This is a genomic window from Herbidospora sp. RD11066 (genome assembly GCF_054661255.1).
On the sequence record NZ_BAAGDO010000005.1, the window covers coordinates 448736 to 465592 of the forward strand.

Consider the following 16857-nt stretch of genomic DNA (forward strand, 5'->3'; position numbering starts at 1 on the left):
AGGGCATCGTCATGTCAGCGGCGGCCGTTGGCCGGGGTGCCCAGTTCCCGTACGAGATCCTCACGGACCCGCGTCATCGGGAGACCGGCCTCGGTCATGATCTGCATGGCCAGGCCGCCGCCGTCGCGGATCACGCCGAGCAGGATGTGCCCGTCCGAGATGGACTTGTGCTTGAGCGCGATCGCCTCCCGCAGCGACAGCTCCAGCGTCTTCTTCGCGCGCGGCCCGAACGGGATGTGCCGCCCGCTGCGCAGGTGGCCCCGGTGGTCGCGGACCGGTTCGCGGTCGAGGGCGCCGGGACCGAACGCCTCCTCGACCTTCTCCCTGATGGCGTCGAGGTCGATGCCGATGGTGCTGAGGAGGTCGGCGTCGAGGTCGGGTGCCCGGCCGCCGGGCTGGTTGAGGATGTCGCGCAGGCGGGTCTCGGCGCCTCCGTGGTCGAGACCTGTGAGCACCCGGGCGGCCAGGGACGCCGGGTCCTGGAGCATGCCGAGCAGCAGGTGCTCGGTGCCGATGCGGGGATGGTTGAGGCGTCGGGCCTCCGCCTGGGCGGCGGCCACGACCCGGCGGGCGTCGTCGGTGAAGCGTTCGAACATCGTCAGTCTCCCCGTCTGAGCAGGCCGCGCCCGCCCGCGTACTTCTTGTGGACGGCCTGTCTGGTGACGTCGAGGTGGACCGCGATGTCCTGCCACGACCAGCCCTGGTCACGCGCGTTCTCCACCTGGAGGGCCTCCAGGCGGTCGACGAGGATCCGCAGCGCCCTCACGGCGCGCAGACCCACCGAGGGATCACGGCTGCTCGCATCCGAGGCGAGCTGCGCTGTCTCGTTCATGATGTCAATGTAGGTTGACGCGCCCGAGGTGTCAACCTTTGTTGACGTAAATGGCTGGACGGCCGTTCAGTTGGCCAGCCAGGCTGGGAGGATGCGCGCTCTCCCGGCCGGCGATCCCGGCGAAGCAGACACGCGCGGGCCCGGCAGATACCTCTGGTGGATGGCTCGCGAACAGGGCCTGCCCCTCTGGCTCGGCATCACCTACGCCCTCGCCTGGTGGGTGGCCCAGGCCCTCATCCCGGCCGCCCTCGGCCACGGCCTCAACGCGGCGATCGCCCGCGACACCGGCGACCTCGCCCGGTGGTCGGCGGTGCTGTTCGCCTTGGGCGTCGTGCAGGCCGTGGCCGGTGTGCTGCGGCACCGCTGCGCCGTCTACACCTGGCTCTCGGCCGCCTACCGGACCGTCCAGCTCACCAGCCGTCAGGCCACCCGCCTCGGCGCGACTCTGCCCAAGCGCCTGTCGACCGGTGAGGTGGTGAGCGTCGGCAACTCCGACATCGCCCACATCGGCAACGCGATGGACATCATCCTGCGCGGCGTCGGCGCGGTCGTCGCCATCGTCGTGGTGACCGTCATCATGCTGTCGACCTCGGTGCCGCTCGGCCTGCTCGTGCTGGTCGGGGTGCCGCTGATGGCGCTGGCGATCACTCCGCTGCTCAAGCCGCTGCACCACCGCCAGCACGCCCAGCGCGACCTCCAGGGCGACCTGGCCACCCGCGCCGGCGACATCGTCTCGGGCCTGCGGGTGCTGCGCGGCATCGGCGGCGAGCAGGTCTTCGCCGACCGCTACCGCGAGGAGTCGCAGCGCACCCGCGCGGCCGGCGTCCGCGTCGCGGGGGTCGAGTCGCTGCTCGAAGGCGCCCAGACCCTGCTGCCCGGCCTGCTCATCGCGGCGGTGACCTGGCTCGGCGCCCGGTTCGCCCTCGCGGGCGAGCTGTCCGCGGGCGAACTGCTCTCCTTCTACGGATACGCCGTCTTCCTCATCGCCCCGCTGCGCACGCTGACCGAGGCGGCCGACAAGCTGACCAAGGGCGTCGTGGCGTCCAAGCGGGTCGTCCGCATCCTGTCGCTGGAGCCCGAGATCACCGGCGGCACGACCCAGCTGCGCCACGGCGACCTGCGCGACGAGGAGTCGGGCGTGGTCGTCCGCGAAGGCGTGGTCACCGCGCTGGCGGCGGGCACCCCCGAGGAGGCGATCACGATCGCCGACCGCCTGGGCGGCTACTCCGGCGGCCGGGTGACCCTCGGCGCCACCCCGCTGCTCGACCTGCCGCTGGAGGCGGTCAGGGGCCACATCCTGGTCGCCGACAACGCCGCCGCCCTCTTCGCCGGGACGCTCCGCGCCGAACTCGACGTCAAGGGCCACGGCGACGTCGACGCCGCGGTGTACGCCGCCTGCGCCGAGGACATCGTCGAGGCGCTGCCCGAGGGCCTGGACACCCACGTGGCCGAGGCCGGGCGCGAGTTCTCCGGCGGCCAGCAGCAGCGCCTGCGGCTGGCCCGCGCGCTGACCGCCGACCCGGAGATCCTCATCCTGGTCGAGCCGACCAGCGCGGTCGACGCCCACACCGAGGCCCGCATCGCCGAACGCCTCGCCAAGGCCCGCGCCGGGCGGGCCACCCTGGTCGTCACCACGAGCCCGCTCGTGCTCGACCGGGCCGACCACGTCTTCTACGTCGAAAACGGCACGACCGCCGCCGAGGGCACCCACCGCGAACTGGTCACCACCAGCACCGCCTACCGTTCCACCGTCACCAGGGGGGAGGACAAATGAGCCGCCAGATTCTGCCCGTCGCCGACAAGGCGCAGGTCCGCGCCTACGCGCGGCGCCTGATGATCAGATATCCGAAGGAACTGTCGATCGCGCTGGGCCTGCACGCCCTGGCCGCGCTCACCGGCCTCGCCGGCCCCGCCCTGCTGGGCGGCCTGGTGCAGGATGTCGCCGACGGCGTCAAAGACGTCAACGTCGAGGTGATCGCGCTGACCATCGGCGCCTTCGTGGTCGCCCAGGCGGTCCTCACCCGGTTCGCGGTCTTCGCGTCGTCGCGGCTGGGCGAGAAGGTGCTCGCGGAACTGCGCGAAGACTTCGTCGACCGGGTGCTCGGGCTGCCGCTGTCCACGGTCGAGCGGGCCGGTTCGGGCGATCTGATCACCCGGACCTCCCGCGACGTCGACGCGCTGTCGCGGACCGTCCGGCAGGCCGTGCCGGAGATCCTGATCGCGCTGGTCAGCTGCGCGTTCGTGATCGGCGCGCTGGTCGTGGTGGGCCCGATCATGGCGCTGCCGTCGCTGCTGGCGGCGCCGCTGATCCTCATCTCCACCCGGTGGTACCTGAAGCGGTCGGGCCCCGCCTACCTGCGCGAGGGCGCCGCCTACGCCACCCTCACCGAGGGACTGTCGCAGACCGTCGAGGGCGCCCGCACGGTCGAGGCGCTGGGCCTGGCCGACCGGCGGCGCGACCGCACCGATGAGGACATCCGGGGGTCCTACGCCGCCGAGCGCTACTCGCTGAGCCTGCGCACGGTCTGGTTCCCGTCGGTCGAGATGGGCTACGTCATCCCGGTCGTCGCCACGCTGTTCATCGGCGGCCTGTTCTACCTTCAAGACTGGGTGACGATCGCCCAGGTCACCACGGGCACGCTCTACATCCAGCAGCTCGTCGACCCGCTCGACCGGCTGCTGTCGTGGATCGACGAACTCCAGGTCGGCAGCGCCTCGATGGCCCGCCTGCTGGGCGTCGCCAACGTGCCCGACGACCGCAGCCCATCGGGGGTGACGCCGTCCGGTGACGAACTGAAGGCCGACGACGTGCGCTACGCGTACAGAGAAGGGCACGACGTTCTGCACGGCATCGACCTGGACGTCCGGCCGGGCGAACGCCTGGCCATGGTCGGGCCGTCGGGAGCCGGCAAGTCGACGCTCGGGCGGCTGCTCGCGGGCATCCACGGCCCGCGAACCGGCGAGGTCACCGTGGGCGGGGCGCCGCTGGTCGAGCTGCCGCTCGGCGAGCTGCGCGGCCAGGTCGCCCTGGTCACCCAGGAGCACCACGTGTTCAAGGGGACGCTGCGCGACAACGTCCTCATCGGCCGTCCCGAGGCCGATGACGACGCCGTGCGGCAGGCCCTGGAGGCGGTCGACGCCTGGGAGTGGGCCGAACGGCTGGGCCTGGACGCCGAAGTGGGCTCGGGCGGCGTGACCGTCTCGCCCGCGCAGGCGCAGCAGCTCGCGCTGGCCCGGCTGGTCCTGGCCGACCCTCATACGCTGGTGCTCGACGAGGCCACCTCGCTGATCGACCCCCGCCAGGCCCGTCACCTGGAGCGGTCGCTGGCGGCCGTCCTCGACGGGCGCACCGTGATCGCCATCGCGCACCGTCTCTACACGGCCCACGACGCCGACCGGGTGGCCGTCGTCGAAGACGGCCGGATCAGCGAACTCGGCTCCCACGAGGAACTGGTCGAGGCCGGTGGCCCCTACGCCGCCCTGTGGGAGAGCTGGCGGCGTTAGCCGAGGGCGTTCTTCAGGAACTCGACCTGGAGCAGCAGGAGGTTCTCGGCCACGACCTCCTGCGGGGTCATGTGGGTGACGCCCGACAGCGGCAGCACGGTGTGCGGCCGCCCGGCGGCCAGCAGCGCCGACGACAACCGCAGCGTGTGGGCTGCCACCACGTTGTCGTCGGCCAGGCCGTGGATCAGCATGAGCGGGCGGGTCAGCTTCTCGGCGTCGGCCAGGAGCGAGGAGTGCTCGTAGTGGCCCTCCGACGGGTGGCCCAGATACCGCTCGGTGTACGCCGTGTCGTAGAGCCGCCAGTCGGTGACCGGCGCGCCCGCGATGGCGGCGTGGAACACGTCGGGCCGCCGGAGCACGGCCAGGGCCGCCAGGTAGCCGCCGAACGACCAGCCCCGGATCGCGACCCTGGTCAGGTCGAGGTCGGGGTGGGGCATCGACTGGAGCACGTCGACCTGGTCGTCGAGCGTGATCGTGAAGTCGTGGTAGACCTCGCGCTCGAAGGCCGGGCCGCGTCCGGGCGTGCCGCGCCCGTCGGAGACGATCACGGCGAAGCCCTGCTCGGCCCACCACTGCGACTCCAGGAACATCCGGTGCGAGTGGAGCACCCGCTGGGCGTGCGGGCCGCCGTAGGGGTCCATGAGGACCGGCAGCCTGCCCGACCCCTCGACGTGCCACGACGGCAGCAGAACCGCCGTGGAGAGCTCACGGGGGCCCGACCGCGACAGGGAGACGCGCAGGTCGAGACCGGGCCGCTCGGCCACGCTCGCGATCGGCACCGAACTGCCGTCGAGCCTGATCACCCGTGCCGACACGCCCTCGTGGGCGAGCGACTGCGCCACCACGACGGTCACGCCGCCGCTGCGCCGCCCGGTGAACACGCCCGCGTCGGTCGAGAGGGGGCTGAGGGTCCCCTGGCCGTACGCCCACAACTGCACCTGCGCCGGGTCGCCCCCGCTGGCGGTGAACAGCACCACGTTCTCGTCGACGTCGACGACGCTGCGCACCTGCAACGACGGCGGCGTCACCGGGTCGGCGCCCACGAACAGGCGGCGCCCGCCCTCGGCGTCGGCGACCCAGACGACCGAGCCGTCGGCGAGGTGCGCCGGGACGCCCTGCGCCGCCTCCACCCACTTCTCGTCGGTCTCCTCGCGGACCAGCGTGGTGCCGCCCGTGGAGGCGTCGACCGCGAGCAGCCGCAGCGACCTCTGGTCGCGCGCGAGCGTCACGATGACCGGCCCGAAGGCGCCCCACGACGCGGTGACCAGGTATTCGTGCTCGAACGGCACCTCGGTGCGGATGCCGTCGAGGCCCACGATGTAGAGGTTGACCCGCGCGTTGGGGGTGCCGGCCGCCGGATAGGAGATCGACACCGGGTCGCTGCCGGGGTTGGCCGGGTCGGCGATGTGCCAGATCTGCACCGGCGACTCGTCGACCCGGGCGACCAGCAGCGCGGAGGCGTCGGGCGACCACCAGTAGCCGCGCATCCGGTCGAGCTCCTCGGACGCGATGAACTCGGCCAGGCCCCAGGTCGCGCCGTCTTCCCCGGCCACCTCGAAGTCGGAACCGGTCTCCAGGTCCTGCACCCGCAGCCGCCCGCCGCTCACGTAGGCGACCTTGCCGCCGTCGGGGGACAGGCGCGGGTCGATCACCCCACCGGGGGTCTTCAGCCAGCGGATCTCGCCGGACTCCCACACGTACAGGGAACCGGAGAGGTTGAAGACGATGCGGCCACCGGCGTAGGAGTAGGCGACCACGCCACCGGCCGACTCACGGGCACGCTCACGCCGGGCCCGCTCCTCCGGCGGGAGCTCCTCCTCGGCCGCGCCCAGGATCAACGGGTCGACGAGCAGCCGCTCCTCGCCCGAGGCGACGTCGAGTTCCCACAGGCAGGTCACGGGGTCGGTGCCGGACTTGGTGCGCTGGAAGATCACCGTCTCGCCCGATGGGGTGAGGGTGAAGCCGCGCGGCACGCCGAGCGTGAACCGGCGGGTCCGGGCATGCAGGCGAGGGAAGCTCTCAGTCATAGCCCCTTATAGTGCCAGCATGCCCGACCGACGCCTCCTCCTCGTGCACGCCCATCCCGACGACGAGACGATCGGCACCGGCGCCACGATGGCCCGCTACGCCGCCGAGGGCGTCCAAGTGACTCTGGTGACCTGCACCCGCGGTGAGGAGGGCGAGATCATCCCCTCCACGCTCGCCCACCTCGGCCCCGAGGAGCTGGGCGCGTACAGGGAAAGGGAGCTGGCGGCGGCCTGCCGGGCGCTCGGCGTCGACGACCACCGCTTCCTGGGCTACCGCGACAGCGGCATGATGGGCGCCCCCTCGAACCAGGACCCCCGCAGCTTCTGGCGGGCCTCCGTCGAGGAGGCCGCCGAGCGGCTGCTGAAGATCATTGATTCGGTACGCCCCCAGGTCATCGTCACCTACGACGACAACGGCCTCTACGGTCATCCCGACCACATCCAGGCCCACCGCGTGGCGTGGCGGGCCTTCGAGCAGGCCGATGGCGTCGCGAAGTTCTACCAGACCGCCCAGCTCCGCTCCGAGATGCTCGAAGCCGCCGCCCGCATGGAGATCTTCCAGCCCGAGGACGTCGACGCCCTCGGCTACGGCCGCGAGTCGGTGACCACCTCGATCGACGCACGGCCCTATCTCGACGCGAAGCTGACCGCGCTGCGCGCCCACGCCACCCAGGTCACCGTCGACGCCCCCCGCTTCGCCCTGTCGAACGGCGTCGGCCAGGAGGCCAGGGGAGTGGAACACTTCGTGCTCAAGGCGGGACCCACCGCGCCGGGCCATGAAGACGACCTGTTCGCGGGCATCGGCTAGCCTCGCCCCATGATGGTGAACGCCGCTCCCGAGACCGCCGAGCCCGACCAGGGTCCCGGTGGCGCCGAGTCGGCCGTCACCGGCGCCGCCTACGGCGTCCTTTTCATGTTGGGCCTGGTCCTGGGCGTGGTCGGCGCCTTCGAACACGAGTGGTACCTGTTCGAGAGCCTCCCCATCGGGGGAGTCCTGGCCGTCCTGGTCGTCTTCGCGGTGCCCTATTCCATGGGCCGCCTGATGCTCACGCGCCTGGCGGCCGGGCTGGTGGCCGTCGGCTGGGTGATCCCGTCGATGATCCTGGCCGGTCCCCGTCCCGAGGGCGATCTGGCCATCGCGGCGACCCTGGGCGGATACATCTATCTCTACGGCGGTCTGGTGGCCGTCGCCCTCGCCGTCGCGCTCGTCCCGTCTTCGGGAGGGTCCTGGCTGCTCAGGGAGAACGTCCGTATACGGTAGCGAGCGTGCTGGCTGACAGGGATCTCTACCGGAAGGTGGCCGGGCGTTTCGCGACCGGGATCGTCATCGTGACGACCGTCGACCCGACCGGCGCCGACCACGCGATGACGGTCAACTCCTTCGCGTCGGTGTCCCTCGACCCGCTCCTGGCCCTGTTCTGCGCCGAGAAGATCGCCCGCTTCCACGACGCCGTCGTGACGGCCGGGGTGTGGGGCGTCTCGGTTCTGGGCGACGACGACGAAGAGGTCTCCCGCTACCTGGCCAAACGCGGCCGCCCCCTCGACGGCCAGCTCACCGGCTTCCCCCACCATCGGGGCGCCCTGGGCGTCGCCCTCCTCGACCGCGCCATCGCCACCCTGGAGCTGCGCACGGTGGCCGTCCACGACGCGGGCGACCACTCGATCGTCGTCGGCGGAGTCGAGACGGTCGCCACCCCGAGAGACGCCACGCCCCTGATCTACCACCAGGGTCACTACGCGTTTCTGGCCCAGTGAGCGCATGATGTGCTGATGCGGCCCTACTTCCGCTTCCGGCGCGTCATCAACTGGATCAACCTGTCGACCCCGCTGGGCCTCCTGATCGCCCGAATAGGCGGCGCGACCACCCGCAGAGGCGAATTCGGCCTCGTCTACGCCCACGGCTACCGCTACAACTTCCCGATAGCGCGGGCGTTCACCGTGGGCAACGTCGTGGTGACCAAGTATCCCGACGGCTTCCTCCAGGGCCCCCTGCTCCTGCACGAAAGCCGCCACGCCAGCCAGTACGCCGCCCTGATCGGCCTGCCGATGCTGCCGATCTACGTGCTGTCGGTCCTGATCTCGGTCCTGGTCTGCGGCAACGTCGGCACCTACAACCTCTTCGAACGCATGGCCAACCTCGACGACGGCGGCTACCCCCGCATCCCCCCATGGTGGCGCCGCCGTCACCGCGCCCGCTAGCGGGGCTTGCCGATGTCGATCGCGAGGTCGAGGGCGAGGATGTGGTCGGCGTGCATGGCGGTCTCGAACCTGGCACCTGGTGAGACGCCGGGGTCTTCCGCCAGGTCGCGGAAGAGTTTCAGGGCGCGGGGGGTGTCGAGGTCGTCTTCGAAGGCCTCGGTCAGCGCGTCTTGGTAGGTCTTGGCGATGGGGGCGCTGAGGGATTCGGCCCACTCGGCCACCTGGCCGCGCCAGTGGCGGATCGTCTGGTCGGCGGCGCGTAGGGCGTCCCAGGTCAGGGTCAGGTCGGTGCGGTAGTGGTGCTCCATGAGCGCCAGGCGGACCGACAACGGGTCGAGGCCCGCGGAGACCACGTCTCCGAGCTTCCCGTCGAAGGCGAACCGGCCGCAGTCGGCCCGGTGGGTCGCCTCGACCTCGTCGGACGACGACCCGACCAGCAGGTCGATTGGCCTGGCCGGAAGGGGCTGGTGGTCGACCGGCCTCATGTTGAGGGCCAGGGTGTCGGCGCGGAGCGACGACTCGTCGTCGGCCGGGCTCTGCTGGGCCGCCACCCGCACACTCGACCGTTCCAGCACGCGCCGGATCAGGTCGGTGAGCAGGTGGGTGCGCAGGTCGGGGCCGCGGGTGTACATGCGGAGCGAGCGCGAACCGGACGGAAGAAGCGGCTCCACGAGCCGGTGACGGGTGTCATAGAGCCGCAACATGCTTCCGAGGTTACTTGAGCGTCACCTTGATCGAACCGACCAGGAAGTTGATGCCGACGGGCTTGTTGCCCTTCGGCTTCGTGGAGAACTTCAGCGTGGCGCTCTTGCCGGGGGCCAGGCTGTTGATCGCGCACTTGACCGTGGTCTTGGTCCGCTGGCACGACTTCGGCGCATAGGTGAAGGCGTTGTTGCCGAAGGTCTTACCCGAAATGTTGATCTTCGTGGCCGGCTTGGCGCCGGTGTTGGTGATCTTCAATACGTACTGCGACCGGCTCTTGGCACCCCCCGAGATCAGGATCCTGACCGGCGGGTCGGCCAGCGCGTGGAGCTGCGACAGCGTGCCGTTGAACGCGTCGGAGCCTCCGGCGTGGTTGGCCGTCTCGGCCTTCTGCCAGAACGTCCACTTCTTCCACGCCGCCGGCAGTTCGCCCGGGTCGCTGCCCCAGCGGGCGATCCAGAGCGGGTTCTTGGCGAACTTCTTCGTGTCGCCGGTGCAGGTCTTCCACCAGGAGGTGGTGGTGTAAATGATGGCGTCGCGTTTGGTCCACGCCTTGTAGCGGTTCAGCCAGTCGCCGATCCACGTGACCATCTCGGCCTGGTCGAGGCCGTAGCAGCTGTTCAATCCGTTGCGGTTGTTGTACGGGTTGTCCTCGACGTCCAACACTCCGGGCAGGGTGCGCCCGTCGGCGGTCCAGTTGCCGCCGTTGCGGACGAAGAAGTCGGCCTGCTCCTTGCCGCCCGATTCGTGCGGCTGGGCGAAGTGGTAGGCCCCCCGGTATAACCCCTCGGTCTGGGCACCGGAGAACTGGGTGCCGAAGCGGGGGCTCTTGTAGTTCGGACCTTCGGTGGCGTGCACGAATACGAACTCCGCGCCCTTGCCCTTCACATCGGTCCAGTCGACGTCGCCGGTCCAGTTGCTGACGTCGGCTCCGGTTATGGTCGTGGCGGCGACCAGTAACAAAGCGGCGTACATGGATGATCCTTCCCCGTGCGGAGAGAGAATCGTCCCACAAACCTTCTTTACAGATAGAGAAGTATGTCGCGATCTCCGCGTTCTCTCAGCCTTCCGAGCACATCGTCCTTACCGGCGCCGTCGGGCAGCCCGATGCGGGCGCCGATCAGCCGCAGGCCCTCGGCCTCGGAGGCGACCGGCGCGGTGTAGCCGATCAGGTGGAGCGCCTTGTTGAGCGGCGGCAGCCCGGCCGCGCCCTGCGGCAGGAACCGGGTCAGCAGCTCGCCGCCGTCGGAGACGGTGAGGAAGACGTGGTCGCCCTCACCGGCGTTGTACTCGGCCAGGATCGGGCGGATCGAGCCCATCGTCGGCTGGTTGTGCCACGAGATCACCACCTCGCCCTGCGGGGTCGACGCGGTGAGCTGGCCGCCGGGCGCCATGCCGAGGTGGGCCGCGAAACCGGTCGGCAGCGGGGAGCCCGAGCCGCGCAGGTGCTCGGCGTTGACGTCGACCCGGTGCCACCAGCGGCCGTCGCGGCTGCGGAAGCAGCGGCGGGTGTTCGACACGTCGCGGCGCGGCTGGTAGTCGGCCGGCTCGGCGCCCGCCACCCTGATCCAGCCCCGCTGGGTGCGCTCGAACCCCGGGCCGCCGGCGTAGGCGCGCACCGAGCTCTCGCTCACCTCGTAGCGGGAAGTAAGAGAAGCCACGATCGTGTTGACCGACGCCTCGCCACCGGCCTTCACGATCTCGCGGGCGATCATCTCGCGGATGCCGAGGTATTCCTCGCCGCCCCAGCGGGCCAGGCCGTATTTGTTGCGGTCGAGCCGGAGGAAGCGCTCGTCGGCGGTGAGCTGGTTGCGGATGCCGACCAGGCTGTAGTCCTCGCCGATGCGGCTCTGGATCTCCTCGGGGGTGAGCGGGGTACCCGCCACCGCCAGCACGGCCTCGGCCTTGTCGTTCACGCTGCGCGGCCACGGCACGACGTGACCTTCGAGCAGCCGCAGCTGCGGCACCGCCCCGAGCCACCGCTCGCCGACGTCCTCCCGCACTCCGAGCTGCGCCACCATGCCGACCGCCTCGGCCAGCGGCACCGGCCCGTCGGTGAACAGCTGCCGCGTCTTCTCCCGCAGTTCGTCGGCGCCACCCGCCACCAGCCAGCCGTCGACCTGGTCGTAGCCGGTCAGTAACGTGCGGACGAACCGCCAGGCCGGGATGCCCAGCGTGCCCAGCTCGGTGCGGTGCCACGGCACCGCCGCCGCCAGGTCGTCGGCCGGGACGGCCGAGCCCAGGCGGGTGCGCAGCCAGGTCAGGTGGGCGGTCAGCGGGGTGGCCTCCTGGCCGCGCAGCCAGTTGTCGACGTGGTCGCGCAGGTCGCGCTCGATCTGCCGGATGCGCTCGCGGGTGACCGAGAAGCGCTGGGCCAGTTCGTCGAGGGTGGCGCGGTGTTCGGCGTAGAGCCGGTCGCGGGCGATCGCGCGCTGGCGGTCGTCGAGCCGCTGGAACAGTTCGTCGATGATCTCGGGCAGCGGCCGCTCGGGGACGGCGGGCGGCACACTCGCCAGCGGGTTGAGCGGCTCGGTGTCCATGAGCCGGTCGAGCACCCCGGCGAACAGCAGCCGGACGCTGTCGCGGCTGCCCGGAGTGCGCTGGCTCTCGGCCGGTGCGGTGAAGCGCAGCAGCGGCATGATGTCGCCGAGGATCAGATGCCCCCAGCAGGCGGACGTGAGATCGGCCAGTTTGGCCGCGATCTGGGCCGGCCCGACCGTGGCGCAGGCGCGGTCGATCGGGAGCGCCTGCCACCACGAGTTCGGGAGGCCGGGATCGCTGGCGATCGGCTCCACCTGGCTGGGCGCGGTCCAGCGCAGGGGGGGCACGATGTCGCTCAGGCTCAAATTCATGCAGGTCCAACCGGCAAGGGGAAGTTATCCGCAGTTCAGATTAGGGGATCAGGCGGGAAGGAAGGGACTGGCCCGACCTGAGTAGGACACGTAGAGCAGTTCGTTCGCCCGCGTGCACGCGACATAGAGCAACCCCCGTTCTCGCTGCAGGTCGTGCGCTCGCGCCGTCGGATCTTCGGTGGCGGGAGTGAGCGCGTCGGGCGCCGGGATGATCCCCTCTGCGACACCTATCACGGCCACCCGCCGGAACTCCAGCCCCTTCATACCGTGCAGCATCGTGACTTTCACTTCAATGCCCGCGTCACGCAGGGCGGCTCTGGCCGCGCGCACGATCTCGACCGTCCGGGCGGAGACCGCGATCTCCTCGGGGGCCACGCCGTCGGCCAGCCAGTCGCTCACGTGGGCCACCAGACCACCGATCTCGGCGTCCTGGGAGACGTACTCGCGCACGAGGGGGCGCGGGCCGTGGACGGTGGAGCGGTAGCCGTACATCTCGGCCGCGCCCTCGACCAGACCGTCGACCGGGCCGCCGCCGCGCAGCCGTACACCGAAGGAGAGGATCTCGTGGGGCAGGCGGTAGGAGATCTTGAGGTGGAACCGGCGGACCGGGATGCCCATGCCCGCGAGGGCCGCGCGGGTGTCGAACATCCGCTGGTGCGGGTCGCCCACGATGAACATGTCGTTCGGTCCGGGCGGCACCGCCGCCCTCAGCAGGCGCCACTGCGCCGGGTGCAGGTCCTGCGCCTCGTCGATCACCACGTGTTTGTACGGCTCCCGCCTCGGCGCGTCGCTCTCGAGCACGTCGGTCGTGCGCCCCAGTAACTCGGCGCCCTCGGAGGCCAGCTGGAGGAGGGTCCGGCGGCCCTGCTCCCGGAGACGGCCCTCGACGTGCTCGACCGCCCGCCAGACGTTGGTGCGGATGTCCCGGGAGAGCTGTGCTCCGCGCCCGGGGCGTTCGGCCATGAGGTACTCGTCCAAGGTGCGCAGGTTCTGGGAGAGGATCACCTGCTCCCACTCGCGCAGCAGGAACGCCGCGCCGAAGCGGCTGCCCGCCGCCTCCTCCCACAGCTTGGTCACGTCGCCGACCAGCGTGGGGGCCTTGCCCTCCGCCGCCGAGACGATCCGGTGGGCCAGCCGGTCGACGTTGGTCACCTCGACGCGCTTGCGCACGATCTCGTCGTCGATGATCAGGTCGAGCTTGGCCGACAGCTCGTTGGCCAGCACCTGCGAGAAGGTGGCCAGCAGGATCGGCCCGGTGTTCTCCTTGGCCAGATAGGCGGCCCGGTGCAGCGAGATCACCGTCTTGCCGGTGCCCGCGCCTCCGGTGACCAGCACGGGGCGGTCGTAGACCGGCCAGTTGGCGTAGGTGTGCTGCGGCGGATAGAGGAAGGTGCACCAGTGGGGCTTGGTCAGCACCCGGTCGAGCTCCACCCGGTCGGCGGCGAAGGCGGCCTTGCCGGGGGAGCGCAGCAGCGCGCCCTCCAGGTCGTCGACGTCGACGTTCTCGACCGTGGTCACCCGGCAGCCGTCGAGTTCGCGCCAGGCGTCGGTCAGCGATCCGCCCCGGGCCAGCGCTGCGAGGGGGGCGTACTGGCTCTCCGGCAGCAGCGGTTCGACGGCGGCGAGGTGGGCGTCGGTGGCCATCATCCGGACCATCGGCAGCAGGAGTTCCTGGTCGATGCCGATGTCGATGAGGTCGGTCTCGCAGATGTGGCCGTAGAGGCGCTTCTCCGACCCCGCCGACGACCGGCGGAGGGCGGGCTCGACGCGGGCCAGCGACTCGGCGTCCCAGACCTCGATCACGCCGATCGCGGAGTTCACGGTGAAGCGGTGCCGCTGCGCGTAGGTGTAGGCCTCGGCGTCGGGGAGAACGGTGACGAGCCAGTAGACGTCACGCTGGCGCACGGCCACCGCCCGGTGCCGGTCGGCCAGTCGTAACGTCGTCACCCGTGGGTCGCGCGCGTTGCGGACGCGTTCGGGCACCGGCCCGGCGGGCGAGTTGTGCAGGAACCGCCTGACGGACACCACGGCGTCCCGGCGCACCGGCCGGGCCAGTGCGGCGAGATCCTGCGTGAAGTCCAGGGAGACGGCGAGGCGGGGCATGGGGGGCCTATCCCAGCAGGGACAGCAGGTCTCTGTCCCCACGTTCTCGGAGGCGGGCCCGCAACTCGTCGGGCGTGGTCGGCCCGGTGAGGCCGATCCGGGTCGCGATCACACGATCGGCCTGGTCGGCTGATCCACCGGGGGCCGTGTAACCGACCAGGCGCAGCGCCCGGGCGATGGTGTCGCCGCCGGCGGGTGCGGCGGGGAGATGGCGGACTCTGAGCATGCCCTCGTCCGAGAGGGTGAGAAAGATGTGGCTGCCCTCCTTGGCCGCGACCTCGGTGAGGATACGGCCGAGCGAGTCGATGGCGGGGGACTCCCGCCAGGTCATCGTGACGTCTCCGGCGGCGCTGCGCACCGTCCTTTCACCACCCGGAGACAACCCCAGATACAGGGCGAATCCCTCGGGCAGCGCGACGGCGGTCCCGGCCAGGTGGCCGGGGTCGACGTCGATCCGCAGCCACCAGCGTCCGTCGGGCTGACGGAAGCAGCGCTGCGTCTGGGCCACGTCGACCGGCAGGGGCGAGGGCCCCGCCGGAGGCGAGACCGGCGACAGGGGCAACTGTACGGGTGGTGGACCGCCGTTGGGGCTCTGTATGCGCAACTGGGGTACGTTCTCCAGCCACTCCTTGGCGACCTCGGGGTGGATGCCGAGCGTGGAGACGAGTTCGAGGGCCCGCGAGACGGTGGGCGGACGTTCGGCGTTCACGATCAGGCCGCGGGTGCGGTCGTGCAGTTCGGCCAGGTCGCCCTGGACGATCCAGTCGCCGGAGATCTGGTAACCCGGCAGCGTGGCCAGCACGAACTGCCAGGCCAGCACGTCGAGCGAGGGCAGTTCCCTGGTGTGCCACTCGGCGGCGTTGACCAGCCGCGACTTCGGCGCGGCGACACCCAGGAGGTCGGTCAGGTCGAGCAGGTAGGCGCGGTAGCGGGCGGCGGCCGGTGAGGCCACCCACTCCTTGAGCCGGGAGCGCAGCGCGTTCTCCCGCACCTCGATGAGGCTCGCGGACACGCCGAGCAGCTTCGAGAGCGACTCGGGCGAGGTGGGGGAGTCGGTGAAGACCCGGTTCTGCGCGACCATCCAGCTCTGGTCGTCGAGCGAGGCGAAGACCCGGTCGATCACCTCGGGGAAGTCGATCTCGCCGTCCTCCGCGTTCAGGCGCGGCTGCGGCACGACGGGAGCCGGCGCGGGAGCCGGCGCGGGGTCCTCGGCGGGAGGCTCCTCGGCGACGGCGGCCTTGGTCTCGAACGGTGCCCACGGCGGCGGCTTCGGCTTCGGCGCGGCCTTGCCGTTGATGGGAGCCTTGAGCGCGGCCTTGGTCTCGTAGGGCTCCTCGGGCTCGGCGGCCTTGGAGGGCGGTCTGGGGGTCTCGCCCGCCAGCTTCGTCAGCACCGCCGAATAGAGCGCGGTGATCAGCGGCCGGGCCTTCACGAAGGGCTGCTCGGTCAGCTCGCGTCCGGTCAGCGCGAGCAGCCCGGCCCACGACCCGGCCCGGTCGAGCGCGATCCCCACCTGGGGGTCGTCGGCGTCGTCGGCGTCGAGCACGTGGAGGGCCGGAAGGACGTCGCCCACCGACGCCGCGGGCCACTGGTCGAGCGTCAGGTCGGTGAGGAGTTCGGCGAGGGGTTCGGGCCCTAACGCGGCCAGCACCCGGCTCATCGGCAGGGACCGCCACCAGGCGTCGGGCAGACCCGCCCGACCGGCCAGGATGGCGGCAGCGTCACTCCAGCGCAGTGGTGGCACGAGGTCACTCAGGCAGAAGTTCATCGCTATCCCCATCACTTCCGTAAGACCAGACCATAGTCTGGCAAATCCCCTGCCGTGGCGGGAGTTTCATCCGTGACGAACAGCCACAAACGATGGTGTCACCCTTCAGCGGCGCACGGCGGCGAAACGGAGTCTCACGTAGTCGGCCATCCAGCCCGAGTCGTGCCGCAGAGCGGGCGCGGCGAGCTCGTTCACCCTGCGCAGCAGCGACTCGACCGTGGCCGGGGACAGGCCGTCGAGCAGCGACCCGGCGAACATCCGCACCCAGTCGGCGGCGCCGTTGGGGCACTCGTCGAGCGGGGTCGGCCGGTCGAAGTGCTCCAGGATGCGCAGGGTGAAACCGGCGCGTTCCAATCGGACGGCGTACTCGGCCGGACTGGGGAAGTACCAGGGCAGTTCGGGCTCGCGCAGACCGTGTTCACGCCACGCCGTCAGCATGGCGGAGGTCAGCGCGGCGCAGTTGCCGGCGCCGCCGAGCTCGGCCACGAACCGCCCGCCGGGCCGCAGGGCCGAGCGGACGTTGTCGATGACCGCGTCGGGGTCGCGGTGCATCCAGTGGAGGGCCGCGTTGGAGAACACCGCGTCGAACGGCTGGGACACGCTGAAGTCGTGGCCGTCGCCGACGGCGAAGTCGAGCCGGGGGAACTGCGCGATGGCCGCCTCGATCATCGCGTGCGACCCGTCGATCCCCAGCACGTACGCCCCGCGCACCGCGATCTCACCGCTGAGCACGCCGGTGCCGCAGCCGAGGTCGAGCACGCGCTCGCCCGGTTGCGGGTCGAGCAGCTCCACGAGGGGAGCGCCCTTCGCCGAGACATAGCCGAATGAGCTGTCGTAGGCGCGAGCGTTCCACCTCATGAGCGTCGGTGT

Annotated in this window: 15 protein-coding genes; 6 read left to right on the forward strand and 9 right to left on the reverse strand. The window is 71.1% G+C overall.

What is annotated here, in order from left to right; genetic code table 11:
* Window positions 1–14: 14 nt before the first annotated feature.
* Window positions 15–596, reverse strand: a complete 582-nt coding sequence (locus tag ACYQ78_RS22325) for a Clp protease N-terminal domain-containing protein (RefSeq protein ID WP_459802812.1) — start codon at window positions 594–596, stop codon at window positions 15–17.
* 2 nt (window positions 597–598) lie between these two features.
* The gene (locus tag ACYQ78_RS22330; protein WP_459802813.1) at window positions 599–832 is read right to left on the reverse strand and encodes an RNA polymerase subunit sigma-70; all 234 of its coding nucleotides are present in this window, start codon (window positions 830–832) and stop codon (window positions 599–601) included.
* Between the two features lie 160 nt (window positions 833–992).
* Here ACYQ78_RS22330 and ACYQ78_RS22335 point away from each other — a divergent pair, with 160 nt between their 5' ends.
* Window positions 993–2606, forward strand: a complete 1614-nt coding sequence (locus ACYQ78_RS22335; protein ID WP_459802814.1) for an ABC transporter ATP-binding protein — start codon at window positions 993–995, stop codon at window positions 2604–2606.
* The gene (locus ACYQ78_RS22340; RefSeq protein ID WP_459802815.1) at window positions 2603–4336 is read left to right on the forward strand and encodes an ABC transporter ATP-binding protein; all 1734 of its coding nucleotides are present in this window, start codon (window positions 2603–2605) and stop codon (window positions 4334–4336) included. The genes ACYQ78_RS22335 and ACYQ78_RS22340 overlap by 4 nt, the downstream gene beginning before the upstream one ends.
* Here ACYQ78_RS22340 and ACYQ78_RS22345 read toward each other — a convergent pair.
* On the reverse strand, window positions 4333–6363 hold the full coding sequence (locus ACYQ78_RS22345; protein WP_459802816.1) for a S9 family peptidase: 2031 nt from the start codon (window positions 6361–6363) through the stop codon (window positions 4333–4335). The genes ACYQ78_RS22340 and ACYQ78_RS22345 overlap by 4 nt on opposite strands.
* Window positions 6364–6382: 19 nt before the next feature.
* On the opposite strand from ACYQ78_RS22345, the gene mshB reads away from it, so the two are divergent.
* The 4 genes from mshB to ACYQ78_RS22365 are packed head-to-tail and all read left to right on the forward strand — an operon-like array spanning window position 6383 to window position 8562.
* Window positions 6383–7171, forward strand: a complete 789-nt coding sequence (mshB, locus tag ACYQ78_RS22350; RefSeq protein ID WP_459802817.1) for an N-acetyl-1-D-myo-inositol-2-amino-2-deoxy-alpha-D-glucopyranoside deacetylase — start codon at window positions 6383–6385, stop codon at window positions 7169–7171.
* A gap of 9 nt (window positions 7172–7180) precedes the next feature.
* The gene (locus ACYQ78_RS22355) at window positions 7181–7624 is read left to right on the forward strand and encodes a DUF6113 family protein (RefSeq protein ID WP_459802818.1); all 444 of its coding nucleotides are present in this window, start codon (window positions 7181–7183) and stop codon (window positions 7622–7624) included.
* Between the two features lie 5 nt (window positions 7625–7629).
* Window positions 7630–8118 (forward strand): flavin reductase family protein, encoded by a 489-nt coding sequence (locus ACYQ78_RS22360; RefSeq protein WP_459802819.1) that lies wholly within the window; start codon window positions 7630–7632, stop codon window positions 8116–8118.
* Window positions 8119–8133: 15 nt separating this feature from the next.
* On the forward strand, window positions 8134–8562 hold the full coding sequence (locus tag ACYQ78_RS22365; RefSeq protein WP_459802820.1) for a hypothetical protein: 429 nt from the start codon (window positions 8134–8136) through the stop codon (window positions 8560–8562).
* On the opposite strand, the gene ACYQ78_RS22370 is transcribed toward ACYQ78_RS22365, so the two are convergent.
* The 6 genes from ACYQ78_RS22370 to ACYQ78_RS22395 all read right to left on the reverse strand — a co-directional run bounded on the left by ACYQ78_RS22370 (window position 8559) and on the right by ACYQ78_RS22395 (window position 16845).
* Window positions 8559–9266 (reverse strand): nucleotidyl transferase family protein, encoded by a 708-nt coding sequence (locus ACYQ78_RS22370; protein WP_459802821.1) that lies wholly within the window; start codon window positions 9264–9266, stop codon window positions 8559–8561. The two genes, ACYQ78_RS22365 and ACYQ78_RS22370, sit on opposite strands and share 4 nt — an antisense overlap.
* Before the next feature lie 10 nt (window positions 9267–9276).
* A complete protein-coding gene (locus ACYQ78_RS22375; RefSeq protein ID WP_459802822.1) occupies window positions 9277–10239 on the reverse strand; it encodes a GH25 family lysozyme in 963 nt (320 codons plus the stop codon).
* A 47-nt stretch (window positions 10240–10286) separates the two neighbouring features.
* The gene (locus ACYQ78_RS22380; RefSeq protein WP_459802823.1) at window positions 10287–12116 is read right to left on the reverse strand and encodes a sigma factor-like helix-turn-helix DNA-binding protein; all 1830 of its coding nucleotides are present in this window, start codon (window positions 12114–12116) and stop codon (window positions 10287–10289) included.
* A 48-nt stretch (window positions 12117–12164) separates the two neighbouring features.
* Entirely contained in the window at window positions 12165–14219 is a 2055-nt protein-coding gene (locus ACYQ78_RS22385; protein WP_459802824.1) for a UvrD-helicase domain-containing protein, read from the reverse strand.
* A 7-nt stretch (window positions 14220–14226) separates the two neighbouring features.
* Window positions 14227–15987 (reverse strand): hypothetical protein, encoded by a 1761-nt coding sequence (locus ACYQ78_RS22390; protein ID WP_459802825.1) that lies wholly within the window; start codon window positions 15985–15987, stop codon window positions 14227–14229.
* Between the two features lie 105 nt (window positions 15988–16092).
* Window positions 16093–16845, reverse strand: coding sequence for a class I SAM-dependent methyltransferase (locus tag ACYQ78_RS22395; RefSeq protein ID WP_459802826.1), 753 nt, complete (start codon window positions 16843–16845; stop codon window positions 16093–16095).
* Window positions 16846–16857: the final 12 nt, after the last annotated feature.